The organism is Arcanobacterium phocisimile (assembly GCF_016904675.1).
GTDB classification, from domain to species: domain Bacteria; phylum Actinomycetota; class Actinomycetes; order Actinomycetales; family Actinomycetaceae; genus Arcanobacterium; species Arcanobacterium phocisimile.
Genome location: NZ_CP070228.1, coordinates 34427 through 53418 on the forward strand (window position 1 = coordinate 34427; position 18992 = coordinate 53418).

Sequence of the window (18992 nt, forward strand, 5' to 3'; positions counted from 1 at the left end):
TATCAGTATTGTGTGGTCGTATGTCTAATCGTGGCGTTATTATCTCGTTATTATCCTCAGTTGCGTTCGCGATGTTCTCATACATGTCATCGCTCATTGCCCCGTTAACTGGAATCGAATTATGGGCTTGGCGCATGATTATGACTGTTCCAGGGGTGCTTATCGTCCTGCTTATGACGAAACGTTTTTGGTGGTTTTCTGGTGAGCTTCGCCGTGTACGTGAACAACCGAAAAAACTGATCGCATACGCTTTTTGCGCGCCGATGCTTGCCGGGCAAATGTGGCTATTTGGTTGGGCACCGCAAGCCGGCAAGACCCTTGACGTTGGCATGGGCTACTTCCTTATGCCGCTAGTGATGGTGGTGATTGGCCGTGTGTTGTACCACGAGCGAATGACCCGTTTGATGGTTATCTCCTCGGTTATCGCTGCTAGTGCTGTTGCGTGGGAAATGTGGCGAGCTGGCGGTATCGGATGGGTGGCCACCTTTATCGCGATTGGCTACCCTGCATATTTTGTGGTTCGCCGTTATTTCGAAACCGACGGTGTGGGTGCGCTCGCCTTAGAAATGACTCTTGCGTTACCACCAGCTATCTGGGTGGCTTTCAGTCCTCAATCGTTACAGAATACCTTTTCTTCGGTGTCCCTAGTCGCGGTACTTTTGGCTCTTGGAGCACTGTCAGTATTTGGCGTGATCAGCTACGTTTTGGCGGTTAAGTGGCTATCTTATGGCATGTTTGGTTTGCTGTCCTATGTCGAACCGGTTCTAGTGATCGTCGTTGCGATCATCTTGGGTGAACGTATCGATCCGTTGCAATGGTGGACATATCTCGGTATTTGGCTGGCTGTCTTTTTGCTCGGGGTTGATGGGGTTATTGCATTGTCGAAGAAGGTTCGCTGGTCCGTTCCTGCGGTTCGCCCGTGGCGACGTCGTCGTCCACGTAAGCGGCGTTCCGAACCAGATTCTTGGGCGCGGTTATTTCGTAATCGCAAGGGAAAACTGGTGGAGAAGCCTAGATGAGATATTTGCCAGCTTTTCGTCTATAGTAGCTCACAGGATTGTGTTTAGTCTTTTTGTTCTTTTATAGATATTTTTGTTTGATGGTGAAAGGTTCATTGGCTTAGTTTATGTATCAGTCTAAGTTTAGTCTTGTGATCCGTCGAGGTGCATTATTTTTCATTGCGCTTATCTTACTCACTGCTACCAGCGGACTTGCTGGTAGCAGAGTTTGGGCTGGTGCTGTTGAAGCTGTCAACGATCCAATGAATCCCCCCTGTGTCGAGTATTCAGATGTTCCTGGGGAAGTGCGGCTTTGTAAAACAGCGAAAGCGGTTGAAGGTCTTGTTAATACATGGGATATAACACTACGTGTTGAAGCACGGGAGCTGAAGCGGACGAGCGATGTTGTACTTGTGATTGATCGTTCAGGAAGTATGAGAACTGCGGGGCGAATGCGTTCAGCTAAAACAGCTGCAAAATTATTCGTTGATAAGTTGCTTTCTGATACGAGTTCGCAAGCAACGCGAATTGGGCTGGTCTCTTTTGCTGCTTATGCTACGTTGGACAAGAATATTGGCAGTAGTAAGAATGATTTAGATGCTGCGATCGATAGTATGCGGCCGTTCGGGGGTACGTTCACCCAAGATGGCATTCGTAAAGCTACTGAAATGCTGGCAGATTCCACTGCTGATCAAAAACATATCGTGTTACTTTCTGATGGAGAGCCGACTTTTGGGTATGGGATAAATAGCCCTCTTGATATAGGGAAGTTAGACAAATACAGTGTTTCTTGGGGGACGCGAGATAACTTAGAGAAGAGTGACTTTTCTAATTATCGGATGGGGAATGGGTATAGTGTATGGGCTATCAGCGGTTATTTTTCAAACATTGATAATAGAATCATTTACCTCAACCACGGTAACTCAGCAGTAGCTGAGGCGAATTTTGCTAAAAAGGATAATAATAAGGTTTGGTCTGTAGCGCTTGCTGTTGGGCAAAACGGTCAAAATATTTTGAGTAGAATAGCAACTGCTCCAGAGAACTACACGAGTGCTGAGCCGAATCAGCTTGAAAGTGTTTTCAGTAAAATTGCCGGATCGATTATTTCACCGATTTCAGACGCACGCATTGTAGATCCGATGGGTGATGGATTTCGTGTTGTTGGTGCTGTTACACCGCTCCAAGGTGATGCTACATATAATGAATTAGATGGGGTGCTCTCCTGGAATATTGGTGATTTAACTCAGTCGGAGATTCGGGATGGTAAGCGAGTTAAATATGAAGAATTAACTTATCGTGTGGAGATAACCGATAAACTTCGGGACGTTAAAAAAGAAGGTCAAACTCCTAGTTCAACGGACCTATTTCCGACGAATAAAGATGCTCAACTAACATACAAAGATCATTTGGGGGAAAACAGGGAAAAGCTTTTTCCGAAACCCGAAGTGAACCCAGTTTTAATTACGGTGCAGAAGAAAGTTCTCACAGCTGATAAAAAGCCGAAAAATGTGAATCATGATTTTAAGATTGATTTAAAGAATGACGTTGCACGAGGTATATGTAGGAGTCCGCAAGAGTGCCCATCGCAACTCACGTATGATCTGAATGCCTCAAATGCTGAGTCAGCAACGAAGTCACGCCAAACACAGTTACGCTTAACAGGTACGTATAGCGTTGAAGAACTTTTTGAAGGCAATGTAACTTCAGAAGATTATGACGTGTCTTATCAGGTGAACGGAGCTGACTCTGCTTCGTTTACTGTCAACAACAATAATGACCCAGATATTAGTGTTGTTGTGACTAATACGGAAAAACCGATTAATCTTACTGCGACGAAAGTATGGGAAAATGTCCCAGAAAATCAGCGTTCAGATGTGAAGGTTGTACCAGAACGATCAACCGACGGTAGCGATTGGGCTGAGGTCGGGGAACCTAAAGTTATTCAAAGGCAGAATGAGGAATCTTCGGTATCGTGGAAGCTTGATCGTTTTGCTGAAAATGGTCAACGGTACCAGTACCGAGTCAAAGAACTTACCGATCTTCCACATGTGTCAAGTAAAGTAGAATGTTCACCGGCCACTGAACAGACAAGTGGAACCATAGAATGTACTGTCACAAATACAGCGAACCCTGGTTCTGTTAGTTGGGCCAAGGTTGATGCAGCAGATAGCTCTGATACGTTCTTAGGTGGTTCAGTCTGGACATTAACTGCTGAAAACCAAGAGTCGACAACTGTTGAAGATTGTATAGCTGAAAATGCAGAAAAATGTCTTGGGCCTGACAAAGATCCGGAAGCCGGTAAGTTCACGGTATCCGATCTTGCCTGGGGGAAGTGGACATTGGTAGAGACCCGTGCGCCATTCGGTTATTTTCTAGATTCTACTCCTCATGAAGTAACCATCGGTGGAGAAACTATCAATGCTAGTTTCGGGAAGATTGAGAATACTCGCATAGAAACGCCACCATTGCCACTGACCGGCGGGATAAGCCGGGACCACTTCTATGTCGCTGGTACTCTTTTATTTGTACTAGCAGCAGGTGTGATGCGGCGAAACCGTAGACACGCAAACTAGTTGTGTACTTGTAGTAATACAGTTGTTCGCCGGAGCTTGGCTCCGGCGAACAACTGTATAAATAGGCTAGTGAAGATTAGCTGATCTGGTTAATAGCAATCTGTGGCACTTTTCCAGTCAATGCTTGTTCCATCCACTGATCAAAGAAGGTATGGTGAGCATCAGCCAAATCGCGTGTTTGTGAAGAGAGATCGATCGTCAACGTTGGCCGGTCAATACTCACCGGTTCAACATCCTGCCAGGCAGTAACAGCTTCTTGGTATGCTCGCCCAATTGGCTTAACATTACCGTCGGAATCGCATAATCCAAGAGTGTGCTCTAGCTCTGGGAAGTCTGCTAAAGACCGCGACACATCGTGTGAACACCACCAAGTAATCGCATTCAAATTCGGGGCAGTTCCACCGCCATGAACGCCCATCAATCGCTCAATATTAGCGGTTAAAAACTGAGCCGAATCGCCAGGATCTACATAGTTTGACGGTGACCCGATCTCTTGTAACCACACTGGACGCTGGGTATGACCATAAGCCTGGCCCCAAGCATCTGCCAGTTCGCACAAATACCGGGAGAACCATTCTAGCTGTATGCTCCCACGCCCAAAACGTGGGCCTACCTTACCAAACACCCACGAATGAACAGTGGTGGCATCACCAAATTTAACGGCCGACGCCGGATCGAAAGGATGCGCGGTATCAAACCAGATATCGTCGTCGTGAGTATGAACATGAGTAGCATCCGGCCACACGGTGCGAGCTACACCCAGTAATTGGGTAAGCCAGTCGTGTGCTTGTGCAGAGGTGATTTTGTGTTGTTCTGGATGGCGATCGGCTGCGAACTGGATGAATTCATTACCCAGGCTTAAGCCTTGTGCTCCCGGAACATCACGCAACCGCGAAGCAAGTGCCTCAACTAGAGCCATCTCACCTGAGACCACATCTGGATCGCTGAAGATATTGCGACGATGCCATGAATTCACCCAGGACGGTAAGTAATCAAAGGAGGACAGGTGCCCTTGTAATACATCCACATATGTGTCCATACCGCGCTCATGGGCAAGCTCGACTACCGTAGCAACATCGTCAAGTGCCCGCTGGCGAATCAATGTACGGTTGGGTTGCAGTACTGGCCACAACGGAAAAATCCGAACATGATCCACGCCTAGCGACGCGATAGCATCAAAATCAGCGCGAACATGATCTGGAGTGAAATCTAACCAGGAATGAAACCAGCCAATTCGCGGGGTGTAGTTAACACCGAATTTCATGTCTAGTTCCTTTCTGCTGGGGTGATACGCATCGTGGCGATCTGGAACGGGGCAAGATCAAAACTATGCTTTCCGGCATCTGAGGATACCGCTGGCGCATCCTCACTAGGGCGGTAACACAAGTCAGTGGCCGTCACCTGAACATCTGGCCAGGTGAGCGTGACGTGTGCTGGACTACCGAGCCCCTCATATAGCCGGACGACGACGTCGCCACTCTTATCCGGTGCCATCGCAACAGATTCAACGATTGCGCCATCAACACTAAACGGTGCCTGGATTTCCACGGGGGCTTCACGCAACGGCAGATTGAGTTGCTGGCCGTCAGCAATTGCTTGAGCGACAGAAGCCTGCGGGCGAATCCGGAAGTTCCACGAGAACGTTCCTTGATCTTGGTTTGGATCTGGATAAACAGCGGATTTTATGAGTGTGGCACGCACAAGGCTCCACGTTCCGCGTCGGCCAGCACTGTGGCGGCTGATATCCCATCCATATGTAGCATCGTTGGCGATTGACCAGGATATGTGAGCATTCTCGAGGCGCACCCAGCGATGGGTACTAACTTCAAACTTAGCGCTATCCCATGAGGTATTGGTATGAGTTGGCCGCTCAATATAGCCCATCTGAGTTTCGTATTGAGCACTGGCGGTATGAATATCTACCGGGAATCCCAACTTGAGAAGTTTTTCGTGTTCGTGCCAATCGGCTTCCACATGAACATCAACATAGTCGGCGCCCGGAGCGAGCCGCCATTCAATACTCATATGTGAGTTGTTGAATGTGGCGCGGGAACGAGCGCAGGCCACGCCGTCGTCGTCGATTCTAGTTCCGTCGAACTCTAGCGGTAACACTGTTTCAGAACCGCGATAGAAAGGATCAATATCCCACGCATCCCACATGTTGGGGAAGTCTTGGAACACAAAGAATTGGCCAGCCTTTTCGCCGGATGGAATAAACGTGTGTCCGGTGGCATCGGTGATGCGGGTGCATGCGCCGTCGTCAGCAAAATCGATGGTGAGAACACCGTTGGAGAGGAACGATTTGCCGATCTGAATATCATCAACGACGCCACCGGAATATTCGGCCGCCACTGCCGCGCCCAATGGTGCAACGCCACGTGAGGAGAAAGCTGTGGCGTTAGCAAGGGCGTGGACGGGGGAGCGACCCGCAGATAAGTATGAGAACGCGTCCGAAATAAGCCGTTCGCAGGTTTCTTTGACGCAAGCATAGATCTTAGCTACTTCGCGATAGACCCAGGCAACCGATGTGCCAGGCAAAATATCGTGGAACTGGCACAGTAAAACATTGCGCCAAAGTGCACGCAGTTCTTCATATGGATAGCTGGCCCCGGCAAGGGCAGCAATAGTGCACCACAATTCAGTTTCACGCAGTAATGCCTCACTACGGCGGTTGCCTTGTTTCGCGGCGATTTGGGAGGTGAACGTACCGCGATGTAGTTCAAGGTAGAGTTCGCCAACCCAGACTGGAGGTTCAGGGAATTCAGCTTCGGCACGGTCGAAGAAATCATGTGGAGATTCCCGGATGATGCGCGGTGCACCACGGAGATCTTCCAACCTATCGAGGCGTTCCATCATTTCCCGGGTGGGACCTCCACCGCCGTCGCCATATCCATATGGGAGAAGGGAACTGTTGGTCTCACCTTTGTTTTTGAAGTTTTCGACGGCGTGGCGAATCTGGGCACCGGTGATTTCCGAACCATATGTGTCTGCCGGCGGGAAGTGAGTGAAGATCCGCGACCCGTCAATTCCTTCCCATTGCAGGGTGTGATGCGGGAATATGTTGGTTTGGTTCCACGATATTTTCTGAGTTAAGAACCGATCAATGCCAGCTTCGCGAGCTAGCTGTGGCAGAGCGGCAGAGTAGCCGAAGGAGTCTGGGAGCCAGATTTCTTTGCATTCGTAGTCGAATGCTTCCCGGAAGAAGCTGATTCCTTCTACGAGTTGGCGGGCCATGGCTTCACCGCCGGGCAGGACGGCATCGGGTTCTACCCACATGGATCCAACCGGAACGATGGAGCCGTCGCGCACGCATTTCTTGACGCGTTCGAAGAGTTCGGGATCTTCGTCGGCCAGCCAGGCAACGTGTTGAGCGGCAGGTAGTGCAAAGACCAGTCCGGTTCCGTCCTCAATCAGGCGGACAACGTTGGCGATGGTGCGATTGACTTTGCGTTTTGTTTCGCGGATTGGCCACAACCAGGCGGAATCGATGTGGGCGTGGCCGACGGCGGAGAGGCGATGTGCGCCGGGTAGTGCTGGGCGGGCGAGAATCGGTGCGATTACTGTGCGGGCAGCGGCAGCGGTTGCCGGGATGTTGTCCAGATCGATCTGATCGAGGGCAGAGTTCAGCGCGTACAGCGTCTCGTAGTCGTCATTGGTGAAGGCGGCGGTGCCTTTGGCTTCAAGCAACTCGTAGAGGACTGTGATGTCTGTGGTGAGATTGACGACGTCGTTGTGGCGAACGACCACGTCTGCTTGGGACAACTGATAGGTATCTTGCTGGGATGCGGTGAGCTTATCGCCGTCGTAGGTGACTTGAAAGGGAAGGACTTCAAGGAGGAGTGGGTTGGCTGCGGCTTCGATGGTGAAGTTGAAGCTGGTGTTAGGTGTTTGTGGAAGTGGTATCCACTGGTTGCGTGGGTTGAGGGCTTTTACGGTATGCCCTTGGCTATCACGTACGAGGCCTTCGCTTTGGAATCCGGCAGAGTGGTCAGCCCAGCCAAGGTTGATCCGTGCTTCGACTGTGTCCCCGGCAGGAATATGTTCCGGGGTGGTTCCGTGGATGTTGAACCAGACGGTTTGCCAGGGTTTTCCCCAGGTTTCGCCGACGTTTAATACAGTGAAGTGAGCTGACGACGGCGGAGTTGTGGGTTCTCCGATGACGCTTTTCCCGTCAACTGTTTCGTCTGGCACCCGCCATGTGGTTACGGTTAGCTGACTAACTGGAGTGTATTGTGCTCGCGCGATTCGCTCGTTAAGCGTGCGCTTGATACGAGTGAGAAGTAGTCCGGCGTCCATAGCAACCTTTCAGTTGAGAGCATCATTGTTCCCGATGTATATTCAGATTAATGACTAAACCGATTTAGAGCAAGTCTTCATATCGATTGGGCAAAAACGCTGAGGTTCATGCCTGATACGACTATGATATAACCAGTCATTAAATCGCGTCAGAAAGCCAAAAGGTAGGTTATGAGTAGAAAAACAATCAAGGATATTGCCCAAGAAGCAGGCGTCTCGATCACTGCTGTATCCTTCGCCCTCAACAACCGCCCAGGTATCTCCGAACAAACCCGCGAACGCATCCTCGACATCGCAAACAAAATGGACTGGGTACCCAACTCTCGCGCTCAATCACTTTCCCTCGCTAAAGCCGACGCGGTAGGGCTCTTCATCGCCCGCCAACCAGATTCCTACACATCTGAACGATTCTTCTTCAACTTCATTGTCGGCCTGCAAGAAACACTCACCCAACACAACTACGATCTGGTATTCCATACCGGCCCAGATCTAGAAGCCGAAATAGCTACCTATCGCACGTGGTGGGCACAAGGGCGAGTCGACGGCGTCGTCGTCGTTGATCCGATCGACGGCGATCCGCGAATCGATATCCTTAACGAAATCGGATTGCCAGCCGTCGTCGTTGGCAATGACGTCCCCAACACCGCCTCCATTATTGGCGACGAAGCCGCAATCGTCACCACGCTTGCTGAACACCTCTATGACCAAGGCGCCCGAACCATCGGATACGTTACCGGTATACCGAGCCTCATCCACACTCAAGAACGTATTCGAGCCCTCGAAAACCATGGTCGTAAACGTGGCTTTACTACAGTAGTAGCAAGTGGAACGACCGCAACCGAAGAAGCTGGACGCAACGCCATTGCGGAACTCCTCGACGCACACGCTACCCCCGATGCCATCATTTTTGACAACGAAATCCTCACCCTCGGCGGGTTTAACGCATTGCGCGCTGCCGGTAAAGAAATCGGCCGTGACGTGTTGATCTGCTCATGCGAAGACTCCCCACTGTGTCGAATAGTCACCCCGTCAATTACGGTTATCAATCGTGAACCAGCAGCTATTGGCCGGCAGGCTGCAGCGCTTTTGCTGGACGTTCTCAACGGCAACCAGCCTCGCCTGGAAAAGCAAGAACCGGCTGACATTATCATTCGGGATTCAACCCGAAAACTCCCACAGAAAGACGAAGAGGTCTGCAAATGAGCATTTTGATCGTTGGCGAAGCCGTCATCGACATCATCAAACGCACTGACGGAACTATTGAAGAACACCCGGGTGGAAGCCCTGCAAATGTTGCTATCGGAGCTAGCCGGCTTGGTATTCCAGCCCACCTTTTGACGATGGTTGGAGGCGATGCGCACGGGAAGATCGTTGAACAATGGTTAGCTGACGACGACGTTGCCACTACTACTGTCGAAACCGAACGTACCGCGACCGCTCTTGCCACTCTTGACGAGACGGGCGCAAGTACTTACACGTTCGATATGACCTGGGATCTGGACGGATACGCGCCAGATCTGACAGGAGTTGAGCATGTGCATACCGGTTCTATTGCAGCGTTTATCGAGCCTGGCGCCCAAGATGTAGCGCGGATTATTGGCCGTGCCCGACAGAACGCCACTATCAGTTACGATCCCAATATTCGGCCAGCACTTATTGATGATATGGCGAAGGTTCGAGAGCACGTGTTGAGCCTAGTAGCGCAGGCTGATGTGGTGAAATGCTCTGATGAAGATCTTGGATATTTGTTCGAACGTGACGCGTTAAGTCAAGATGACGCGATTGAGCTGGCACGTACCTGGATTGCGCAAGGACGCACATCTGGGCATGGGCCGCTGTTGGTTGCTGTAACTGCCGGAAAAGAGGGTGTTATCGTCGTAAACGCAGCCGGTGAATATGTTCATGTGGCGGCAGATCCGCAGGTGAAAGTTGTCGATACGGTTGGGGCTGGCGATTCCTTCATGGGCGCACTCGTCTACCAGTTAGCTCACCGTGGCTTGACTGGTCGTCGCGAAAAGATTGCCCAACTTGATCAAGGCACTGTGCGTGAGATTGCCGAGTTTGCAGCGCGGGTTGCTGATATTACTGTTTCGCGGGCGGGGGCAAACCCACCACGACTCGAAGAGCTCTAATTGTTAAGCTGCTAAGCCGCCGCGGGAGGAATCCCGCGGCGGCTTTTGATTTGCCAAGATGACAGCGTTAGTCGTGTGACTTATGAGCCAATGCGCCAGCAAAGCATGGGGTGAGGTCCAATTTTGGCATCAGAACGCATTGGGCGGCATGATAGACATCTGGTTTGCCTGGCCAGGTAATGCCTGATGGCGTGTTGGTGCGATCCAGTTCGTGAATCCATCGGCCGGGCGTTTCGATGAGATATTCCTTGGCGTAGTCGAGGAATGTATCAAACCATAGCTGCATTTCGGCACGGAGATCGCTATCGCCTGCATGTTCGGCATAGGTAGCGAAGGCGGCAGCGGCTCCCAACCCCTCACACACTGTCCAGTGCATCCGCTCATGAACCACTGGTTCGCCGTCGAAGTCTGTTGTGTAGACAATTCCCGGAGCACCATCGGCATCCCAGCCATCAGCCAACGCCGTCGTGAACAATGAATAGGCAGCTTGTGGGAGGTGCTCAACAAATTCGTGTAACTCAGGAGCAATATCGCCCGCAAGTCGGTTGTTAGCAGCCCAGAAATGCAGAGTTAACCGTGCCCATTCAATACCGTGGCCTGGAGTTAGGCCAAAGGGACGGAACGGATCGGCTGGTTGATCTCGATTAAAATCTGGAAGGAGTTGCCATGATGAATCGAAATGTTCTGGAATACGCCAGCCGATCTTTTCGGCTTCACCCAGCACAAAAGAGAGAATCGAGGCCGACTTTTCAAGCCAGCGTACGTCCGATGTGGCATCCCAAGCAGCTAATGAAGCTTCCAATGTATGCATATTTGCGTTGGCGCCACGATAGTCTTCAGTTTCAGTAAAATCGCGGTTCCAGGATTCACGGGCTAACCCGTATTCTGGCTCCCAAAAATAGGTTTCGTGGGCGGTTAGCGCAAGATCATATAGTTCCTGTGCGCCGGTTAAGCCTGCCTGGATGCCTGAACTAGCAGCGAGCAGAACGAAAGCGTGCGCGTAGGCTGCTTTGCGTTCGCCGTTATCCCCGAGTGGTTCATCGGTGTCATACCGCAATGTTGTGAAGAAGCCACCGTGCTGTTCGTCGTAAAAATAGTGGCGCAAGCAGTCGATTCCGTGCTGGGCAAAAGCGCGAGCCGACTCGTCGCCATTGAGTGTTGCAAGGCAAAAAACATGCGTCATCCGGCAGTTGATCCATAGCTGAAGGCCGGCAGCCCGATCAGCTTCGCCGTCGGCGTCGAGAGTAGAAAAACCATGCTCGCAGCGTGACCGGCGAGCAAAATCAACTAACGCATGAAATTCCTGGGCAAGCCAGGACTGGGTGGTTTCATCAATGACCATGAGACTTCCTTGTCGTTTAGTGGGCGTTGAGTAGACTGGGGCATAAAGCTACAGGCCGCTATGTACATCCTAACAAAAACGGTTTAGTTACGGTGAGATCATCGCAAAGATAATACGTATTTCTGGTAGTGTGAATTCCGATAAACTACCAAATATATAATCAGGCAGACAAAAACTCTCTCAAGAGAGGCGTGGTGTCTGTATCGGAGGAGAGACATGAAGAAGGTTATTGCCGGAGTATGCGTTCTCGCATTTTCGATTGCCGGTTTAGCAGGATGTTCTGACAGAACCGACAAAGAAGCTATTAAAGATAAGTTATACAGTAAATTTACTGAAAATGTCCCAACAGGCGACGTGGAACAAAAGCAAGTTGAAGATTTTGGACACTGTTTCGCAGACGGAGTCCTAGATGAGCTCAATGACGAGCAGGCCCAAGAATTGGATAAGGCCCTCGACAAAGAGAAACTAGATCAAGGTGACGTGTCGCAAGAGATAGAAGATGTCTTAATGAAAAACTCCAACGAGTGTGCCCAAAATATTCTTATGGGCGATAAGTGATGCGGTAGCAAATAATCTTAAAACTCAGATAAAAGCACGAGCAGGGCTGTGTGGTCTCACTGATACCACACAGCCCTGAAAAATATGTTACGCAATCACGAGATAAAGTGCTGTGGTAAGTGTCAATATAGTCACCAAGTTATTAAATACTTCAGACTTTATATAGCGAACTAGATAACGCCCACAAATTGCTCCCACAATGACTAATGGGGATAACGCTAAAGCGATAAACGTGTAGTGAGCGTTCAATAATCCAACGTTGAGAGCTAACGGAAGTTTTACAAGATTCACAAGGAAAAAGAACCACGCTTGAGTACCCAAAAATGCTTCGACGCCATACCCTGAGGCCAGAAAATACAGAGTAACCACCGGTCCTCCCGCATTTGCTGTCATTGTCGTGAATCCTGCAAGGGTTCCATATATATAACGTGTTACAGGGGATGCCAAGCGTTGTTGAGCGTTGATAGATGTTGAGCGCTGGAGAATAAAAGTGATGGCAATCAGTACCAGGATGAGTGTTCCAATAATTTTTTGAAGGCTATGCGCCGGAACTTTAGCCAAAAACCAAGAACCTAGTAAAACGCCCAATAGAACACCAACAAATAGCTTCTTTAAGGCGTCCCAATGTACGTAAGGGAACCAAGTTTTAACAGCAAGAAGATCTCCAACAATGAGCAATATTAAGAGAACAGCCGTTGAGGTTTTTGTTGGTAAAACAAGAGCGAAAATAACGACTGAGAGGGTGGTGAGACCCGGAAGGGCTAGTTTAGATACTCCGACGAAGAATGCGCCAAGTGCTAGTAATGTCATTGAAGGAAAACTCAGCATGTTAATACAATAACTCAAAATTATTAATATCGGTTACATACTAGTTATGAATGTCAGTATTTGTTCTGACGTATCTTAATTAAAAGGTGAGAATTGGTAGAAGGTGATGGACAGGGTGTTGTTAGCGGGCTAAACTGGCTTTGTTATTGTAACTAACAAAGTCAGATAAATTTCCAATGGAGGATAAAATGTCTGTACAAATTCCTGCAACGATGCGGGCAGCGGTTTTACGTGATCCAGCGCTAGGGTTACAGGTCGAAGAAATAAAAACACCACATCCTCGTGACGGGGAGGTGTTAGTAAAAGTTACCGCCTGCGGGTTGTGTCATTCCGATCTTCATGTCATTGGCGGCAAGATTGCGTTCCCGATGCCAGCCGTGTTGGGTCATGAGGTAACTGGTGAAATTGTTGAAGTCGGACCAGGTAATCAACATACGGGCTTAAGTGTTGGGCAACATGTTGCTGGAGCTTTCCTGATGCCGTGCGGTCAGTGTGATTATTGCGCGCAAGGACGAGATGATCTCTGTGCGCCATTCTTCGATCTAAACCGGATCAAGGGACAACTCTATGACGGGGAAACTAGATTGTTTGCCCTAGATGATGAGCCTATTGCGATGTACTCTATGGGCGCTTTGGCGGAGTATTGCGTTATTCCTGCGACTTCGGTAGCGGTATTAGAAGATTCGATGGATATGGTTTCCGGAGCAATTCTCGGGTGCGCCGCATTGACGGGTTATGGTGCGGTCCGTCGTGGCGCCGATTTGCGTTACGGTGAAAGTGTTGCAGTGGTTGCAACTGGAGGTATCGGTTCTAATATTATTCAAGTCGCTAAAGCGTTCGGAGCTGAGAAAATTATCGCGATCGATGTTGCTGACGATAAGCTTGAAGCAGCGAAAGCACTTGGTGCAACCGATGTAGTCAATTCCCTTAAGCAGAATGTGCGCGAAGCTGTATTCGAGATTACCGACGGTCGCGGTGTGGATGTCGCCTTCGAAGCGCTTGGCCGTCCTGAAACTTGGGCATCGGCGCTCGATGCTCTGCGCGATGGCGGAAGGATGGTACCTATTGGTCTAGGTGCAGGCGTGCAAACGGCCGCCGTTGAAATCAATCGAACTGTTCGCCGTTCGCAGTCAATTCTAGGATCGTACGGAGCTCGCACTCGACAAGATTTGCCAGTAGTTGTCAAGATGGCATCCGAAGGTAAGATCGATTACCAACACATTGTGACGCGTCGTTTCCCGCTTGAAGAAGCAGGGAAGGGCTACGAACTGTTGGCACAGGGTAAGATTCAAGGTCGTGCTGTTGTAGACATGTCGTTGTAGTTTGATATTTGGGTGCATGTCGTATATTTACTTGAAATAAGACAATATACGACATGCACCCAATAACAATGTAATTAATTGCTTTATTTGTATAGACAAAATATTTCTTTAATCTTACAATTAAAGTGTTCTTTAAAGGTAATGGTGCCTTTCATGCGTGATCACCAATGGCGGTGGATACTTTAGGAGAACCATATGACTAAGAAAAATTCCCTTGGAGTAGGTGTTATCTCTCTTGGATGGATGGGGAGACTCCACACTCGTAGCTATAAAGCAATGGCGGAATTGTATCCGGAGCTGGACCTTGAGCTTCGATTGGTTTTAGCTTGCGATCCTGTTCTTGAAAATCAACAACTCGCAACTGATGTGCTCGGTTTTGAGAAAGCGGTTAGCGACTATCACGAACTTATCAATGATCCAGAGGTAGATGTAATTTCGATTTGTTCCCCAAATTATCTTCACAAAGAAATTGCACTGGCAGTTGCAAAGTCCGGAAAACCTTTTTGGATTGAAAAGCCGATGGGTATCTCCGCTCAACAAGCTGCAGAGATTGCTCAGGCGGTAAATGGTAAAAACATCATCACGTCTGTTGGTTTCAATTATCGACATACTCCTGCAATCGAAGAAGCTAGAAAACTAATTTCGGAAGGTAAGCTCGGCACTATCACGAATGTCAGGTGTTGGTTGATTGCTGATTATGCATCATCCCCGCAAGGTCCATACACATGGCGATATGATCGGAGCAAGGCTGGCGCTGGAGTTGTTGGTGATTTACTTAGCCATGGTTCAGATCTTGTGCAATATGTTTTGCGTGATGCGATTACTTCAGTTTCTGCAACAACCGGAACTTTTATAACTGAAAGACCAATTCCAACAAAAATGGGAGTTGGACACACTGGATGGGAAGTATCCGATGAAATGCATCCGGTGGAAAATGAGGATTATGTTGCTGCTATTATCCGAACTGCAGGGGGCGTATTAGGCACAATTGAATCGAACCGAGTCGCTGTAGGACCTAGAGCAGAATATCAGATCGAAGTTTATGGAACGGACGGCTCTATCCGTTGGAACTTTGAAAAGCTCAATGATTTGGAAGTTTGCATAGGACAAGATCAAGGAACTGTTCACGGCTACACCCGTTCCATGGCAAATCCAAACTATCCTCATTTCAGTCGATTCCAGCCAGGAGCAGGAACTTCTATGGGGTTTGATGACATGAAAGCAGTTGAATGTTTCAAATTCCTCAGCGGTGTGTTGACCGGAGAGCAAATTGGTCCATCAGTTGCAGATGGCTGGTCAGCGGCTGAAATTGATGAAGCAATTGTGAAATCTGCTCAGGACGGGAAATGGCATAACGTACATCAAGTTAGTGGAAAAATAACCTTCGCACAATGAGTGCATGAGTAAGAACTACACCTAACCCATGTAAATTAGTCAGACAAGCTATGAGATACGATGGTGAATCTTGTAACTTGCTGCATGACCATCATCAAAGGAGATCTGATGGTAAACAATAATACGAAACAAGTCTCAATCCAAGGATTGACCAAGGATGAGTTAGGGCGGATGGTAAAGGAAACACCGGCCTCTGGTAAACACCGCGGTATTATCGCAATTGCTGGGGTGGCAACTCTTGGATCGTTGCTTTTCGGCTACGATACAGGTGTTATTTCCGGTGCCTTACCATATATGCATATGCCTTCGGGGGCCGGCGGTTTGGGATTAACTGCTTTTGAAGAAGGTGCAATTGGTGGCATCCTGACAATTGGAGCTGCCTTTGGTGCACTGTTTGGCGGGCGTCTTTCTGACCGCTACGGTCGTCGTCATAACATTATTATGCTCGCTATTTTGTTCCTTATTGGAGCATTAGGGAACACTTTTGCGCCAAATGTTTGGGTTATGTATCCATTCCGACTGGTCCTTGGATTCGCTGTCGGTGGTGCATCTGCGACGGTTCCAGTTTACCTTGCAGAAACGGCTCCTAAGCGCATTCGTGGAACAATTGTGGCGCTCGATCAGTTGATGATTGTTACAGGTCAGTTATTGGCCTTTGCGATGAACGCAGGAATTAATGCTGCGTATGGTGGTCCGCAACTAACAGTTACGTCAGACCCAAGCGGGCAAATCGAAGCGGGTGCGTATAGTTGGGATACTTTGCAAAAAGCAATCGAACAAGCAACCAGTTCAACTGACATGAATGTTATCCGTGATTTCGCGATGCAACTTTCCATCCAAGAAGGTTCCGGCAACGGCTCGGCATGGCGATGGATGATCGTACTGTGCTCAATTCCAGCTATTTTCCTGTGGCTTGGCATGCATTTCTTGCCAGAATCTTCTCGTTGGTTCGTACTGCGTACAGAAGTCTATGCGGCAATTGGTTCGTTGAAAACTGTCCGTGAAGGAGAATCGGACAATGCGATTACCGACGAACTCTATGAAATGGTTGAAAGCCGGCAGAAGGATCTAGCTAAGAAACAAGCTAAAGGTTTAAGAGAAGTTTGGGCAACTCCTTGGCTCCGGAAGCTCCTTTTAGTTGGTATTTTCTTAGCTATTGTCAACCAAACAACTGGTGTGAATACTGTTATGTACTATGCGCCAAAGGTTCTCGGTTACGCAGGTATGGGAACGTCAGCGGCAATCACTGCACAAGTAGCAAATGGTGTCATGTCAGTGATTGGTGCAAGCTTCGGTCTTATTTTGATCACCAAGTTCACACGACGCCGTATCCTTATCTGGGACGTTACTCTTGTTGGTCTAACGTTGTTAGTGATCGCCGGTGTGTTCCAGTTTGCTATCGCTCCAGATATGAATGCAGGTAGGGTTCCACCGTCATGGGCTGCCTACGTCATTCTTGGTGCTATGTCATTCTTCATGTTGGTAGTTCAGTCCTCCAATGGAACTGTGGTGTGGACAATGCTGGGTGAAATGTTCCCAGCGTCGGTTCGCGGCGTGATGAATGGTACGGCCATCTTCTGTATGTGGATTGTTAACGCAACGATTACCTGGACTTTCCCAGCGATGATGAATACTTTTGGTGGTGGATTGACTTACACCATTTATGGTGTGTTGAATCTCGTCATTGCGGTAATTTTGTGGAAGATTATGCCAGAAACATCTGGTAAGTCTTTGGAAGAGATTGAAGTTTATATGGAAGATCTCTACAGTAAGTAACCTACTTCTAATAGGCTGAGGGTCTCACAACACAGTTGTGAGACCCTCAGCCTATTAATGTATTGTCCCTTCAGGGACTATCTCAGCGGGAAACTACCTTAGGCAATTTCGTGGTCTAGCCGTCGAATGTGCAGATCCAGAAAAGCAAATACCAAAGTGATCACGGCTGTTGCAGTTCCGGTAAGAAATACCACAACTGGTGCATGGGCAATTATCCCAAGAATGGTTGCGGCGAAAAGTAGTGATAATACGGCGATAGCAGGGCTTAGATTAAGCGCGGTCGATTTCTTCTCAGATGTAACTCCGTGTTGCGGAATAATTGCAATGGAGATATCTGATGGGGTGATAGTGGTGGGCATAATTGTGCTTGTCATTTTTTCCTGTCATTCGTTCGTCGTCATCGGGATGTATGCGTTATGCATATAAAGTAGGGGGCAACATATTCAGATAGAGATGGGAACTTATGTTGATTGACTTTTATATAAGTTCTATTACTTTAGAGGGAATACCTCTCCTTTATATCGATCTATCATAGTTACGTGTTGCGCTAATTTCGCAGAACGCTGATTCATATCTGCTTGTTCGAACACTTATAACAGTAGTTAAATGTTTGAATATTTACAAGGTCTGGGTGATGTATGTTCTATCACGATTCTAATTTGTTCTGACATGTATCGGAATTCTTCCGTAACTATGGTGCGTGCAGCAGATGCGTGTGCGCCAAGTAGACATGAGGAAGCGGGGGTGAGTAATGTGCTTACTCACCCCCGCTGAGCTACTGAAATTCGTTGAAAACCACTTCTGTCTTACAAAGGTTGCCCTTTGGTGTTCGAAAGACAGGCAGTGTTAATATTTTCTTTGAAAATAGAGCTCTTTACGCAAGTGCTTGAAGGGCTTCAAATGACTTGCGAGCACTGATAATTGGGCCTTCGCCAGGTGCCGGTTCGCCGTCGATCATGATGTCCTGTTCCAGAACGTAATAACCATCGAAACCTACTTTGTTTAATTCTGACACAATGGCACCGAAATCGATGTCGCCTTCGCCAATTGGTGCGAACATGCCAGCCTTGACACCTTCACCCCAAGTAATTTCACCAGGCAGGAGCTTGTCCGTCATATCTTTATGAATGTCCTTGGCGTGAACAATCTTAACGCGATCAGCATACTTACGAACTAGTTCAACAACGTCTGCTCCTCCACACGCTAAGTGGCCAGTATCGAGGCAGAGACCAACTTGAGAATTGTCTAGAACACGTTCGACTTCGTCGAGATTTTGTACCATTGTTCCCCAATGTGGATGGAGAGATGCGGTAACTCCTCGTTTTGCCGCCACTTCTGTGATGCGTGAAAGGTTGGTGAAGAGTGTATCCCAGCCCTTTTCGTCGAGAACTGGCCGTGAATCGTAGCCATCTTGTCCAGAATCGGCAGCAAGAATCAAATTAGTTCCACCTGCAACTTCAAACGCGTCCAGTTCGCGCTCAACCGCGGGAATTGGATCAATGTCTGGATCGTGCATGATGGCGAGGAAGAAAGAACCAACTGGCTCAAGACCATAACGAGAAACAGCTTCGGCGCGCGCCTGTGGCTCCTGAGGTAGCCACCCTTGTGGGCCAAATTCTGTTGCGGTTAGTCCCATTTCCTTCATTTCGGTGAGCACACGCTCTGGGGATAACTGATAACCCCAGTTTGGAACTTCGCATACACCCCAACTAATTGGCGCTCCTGCAATCTTCATTGTAATTCTCCTTTGAATTAAGTGTTGAAAATTAGAT

The 18992-nt window shown here is 48.7% G+C and carries 14 protein-coding genes; 8 read left to right on the forward strand and 6 right to left on the reverse strand.

From position 1 onward, the window contains the following. Positions 1-20: 20 nt before the first annotated feature. Together rarD and JTE88_RS00125 are read left to right on the forward strand one after the other, a co-directional pair. Positions 21-1019 (forward strand): EamA family transporter RarD, encoded by a 999-nt coding sequence (gene rarD / locus JTE88_RS00120; RefSeq protein ID WP_204424525.1) that lies wholly within the window; start codon positions 21-23, stop codon positions 1017-1019. A gap of 107 nt (positions 1020-1126) precedes the next feature. After that, positions 1127-3571 carry a vWA domain-containing protein gene (locus tag JTE88_RS00125; RefSeq protein WP_204424527.1) on the forward strand — a complete coding sequence of 815 codons (2445 nt, stop codon included), beginning with the start codon at positions 1127-1129 and terminating at the stop codon, positions 3569-3571. Positions 3572-3647: 76 nt separating this feature from the next. Here JTE88_RS00125 and JTE88_RS00130 read toward each other — a convergent pair whose 3' ends face one another. Continuing rightward, positions 3648-4835, reverse strand: coding sequence for a glycoside hydrolase 5 family protein (locus JTE88_RS00130; RefSeq protein WP_204424528.1), 1188 nt, complete (start codon positions 4833-4835; stop codon positions 3648-3650). Between the two features lie 2 nt (positions 4836-4837). After that, positions 4838-7867, reverse strand: a complete 3030-nt coding sequence (locus JTE88_RS00135) for an alpha-mannosidase (protein WP_204424529.1) — start codon at positions 7865-7867, stop codon at positions 4838-4840. Positions 7868-8038: 171 nt separating this feature from the next. Here JTE88_RS00135 and JTE88_RS00140 point away from each other — a divergent pair, with 171 nt between their 5' ends. Together JTE88_RS00140 and JTE88_RS00145 are read left to right on the forward strand one after the other, a co-directional pair. Next, a complete protein-coding gene (locus tag JTE88_RS00140; RefSeq protein ID WP_204424531.1) occupies positions 8039-9070 on the forward strand; it encodes a LacI family DNA-binding transcriptional regulator in 1032 nt (343 codons plus the stop codon). Further along, complete coding sequence (locus JTE88_RS00145; protein ID WP_204424533.1) at positions 9067-9999, forward strand: carbohydrate kinase family protein; 933 nt, start codon at positions 9067-9069, stop codon at positions 9997-9999. The genes JTE88_RS00140 and JTE88_RS00145 overlap by 4 nt, the downstream gene beginning before the upstream one ends. Before the next feature lie 67 nt (positions 10000-10066). On the opposite strand, the gene JTE88_RS00150 is transcribed toward JTE88_RS00145, so the two are convergent. Continuing rightward, positions 10067-11341 (reverse strand): AGE family epimerase/isomerase, encoded by a 1275-nt coding sequence (locus JTE88_RS00150; protein ID WP_204424534.1) that lies wholly within the window; start codon positions 11339-11341, stop codon positions 10067-10069. 216 nt (positions 11342-11557) lie between these two features. Between JTE88_RS00150 and JTE88_RS00155 the strand changes: the two genes are divergently transcribed. Continuing rightward, positions 11558-11899, forward strand: a complete 342-nt coding sequence (locus tag JTE88_RS00155; RefSeq protein WP_204424536.1) for a hypothetical protein — start codon at positions 11558-11560, stop codon at positions 11897-11899. Positions 11900-11986: 87 nt separating this feature from the next. On the opposite strand, the gene JTE88_RS00160 is transcribed toward JTE88_RS00155, so the two are convergent. Next, on the reverse strand, positions 11987-12727 hold the full coding sequence (locus tag JTE88_RS00160) for a sulfite exporter TauE/SafE family protein (RefSeq protein WP_204424538.1): 741 nt from the start codon (positions 12725-12727) through the stop codon (positions 11987-11989). A gap of 188 nt (positions 12728-12915) precedes the next feature. On the opposite strand from JTE88_RS00160, the gene JTE88_RS00165 reads away from it, so the two are divergent. The 3 genes from JTE88_RS00165 (at position 12916) to JTE88_RS00175 (ending at position 17220) form a co-directional block, all read left to right on the forward strand. Next, entirely contained in the window at positions 12916-14049 is a 1134-nt protein-coding gene (locus tag JTE88_RS00165) for a zinc-binding dehydrogenase (RefSeq protein WP_239519521.1), read from the forward strand. 195 nt (positions 14050-14244) lie between these two features. Beyond that, positions 14245-15444, forward strand: a complete 1200-nt coding sequence (locus JTE88_RS00170; protein ID WP_204424539.1) for a Gfo/Idh/MocA family protein — start codon at positions 14245-14247, stop codon at positions 15442-15444. Between the two features lie 108 nt (positions 15445-15552). After that, positions 15553-17220, forward strand: coding sequence for an MFS transporter (locus JTE88_RS00175; RefSeq protein WP_204424540.1), 1668 nt, complete (start codon positions 15553-15555; stop codon positions 17218-17220). Positions 17221-17318: 98 nt separating this feature from the next. Here the strand turns inward: JTE88_RS00175 and JTE88_RS00180 are convergent, their stop codons facing one another. Next, complete coding sequence (locus tag JTE88_RS00180) at positions 17319-17594, reverse strand: hypothetical protein (protein ID WP_204424542.1); 276 nt, start codon at positions 17592-17594, stop codon at positions 17319-17321. A 500-nt stretch (positions 17595-18094) separates the two neighbouring features. After that, positions 18095-18955, reverse strand: coding sequence for a sugar phosphate isomerase/epimerase family protein (locus tag JTE88_RS00185; RefSeq protein ID WP_204424544.1), 861 nt, complete (start codon positions 18953-18955; stop codon positions 18095-18097). Positions 18956-18992 lie beyond the last annotated feature (37 nt).

Bases quoted from the DNA above. Each gene is read 5' to 3' on its own strand.
- JTE88_RS00150 (WP_204424534.1), bottom strand. From the start codon at position 11,341: ATGGTCATTGATGAAACCACCCAGTCCTGGCTTGCCCAGGAATTTCAT.
- JTE88_RS00180 (WP_204424542.1), bottom strand. From the start codon at position 17,594: ATGACAAGCACAATTATGCCCACCACTATCACCCCATCAGATATCTCC.
- JTE88_RS00135 (WP_204424529.1), bottom strand. From the start codon at position 7,867: ATGGACGCCGGACTACTTCTCACTCGTATCAAGCGCACGCTTAACGAG.
- JTE88_RS00165 (WP_239519521.1), top strand. From the start codon at position 12,916: ATGTCTGTACAAATTCCTGCAACGATGCGGGCAGCGGTTTTACGTGAT.
- JTE88_RS00170 (WP_204424539.1), top strand. From the start codon at position 14,245: ATGACTAAGAAAAATTCCCTTGGAGTAGGTGTTATCTCTCTTGGATGG.
- JTE88_RS00130 (WP_204424528.1), bottom strand. From the start codon at position 4,835: ATGAAATTCGGTGTTAACTACACCCCGCGAATTGGCTGGTTTCATTCC.
- JTE88_RS00155 (WP_204424536.1), top strand. From the start codon at position 11,558: ATGAAGAAGGTTATTGCCGGAGTATGCGTTCTCGCATTTTCGATTGCC.
- JTE88_RS00185 (WP_204424544.1), bottom strand. From the start codon at position 18,955: ATGAAGATTGCAGGAGCGCCAATTAGTTGGGGTGTATGCGAAGTTCCA.
- JTE88_RS00125 (WP_204424527.1), top strand. From the start codon at position 1,127: ATGTATCAGTCTAAGTTTAGTCTTGTGATCCGTCGAGGTGCATTATTT.
- JTE88_RS00145 (WP_204424533.1), top strand. From the start codon at position 9,067: ATGAGCATTTTGATCGTTGGCGAAGCCGTCATCGACATCATCAAACGC.
- JTE88_RS00175 (WP_204424540.1), top strand. From the start codon at position 15,553: ATGGTAAACAATAATACGAAACAAGTCTCAATCCAAGGATTGACCAAG.
- JTE88_RS00140 (WP_204424531.1), top strand. From the start codon at position 8,039: ATGAGTAGAAAAACAATCAAGGATATTGCCCAAGAAGCAGGCGTCTCG.
- rarD (WP_204424525.1), top strand. From the start codon at position 21: ATGTCTAATCGTGGCGTTATTATCTCGTTATTATCCTCAGTTGCGTTC.
- JTE88_RS00160 (WP_204424538.1), bottom strand. From the start codon at position 12,727: ATGCTGAGTTTTCCTTCAATGACATTACTAGCACTTGGCGCATTCTTC.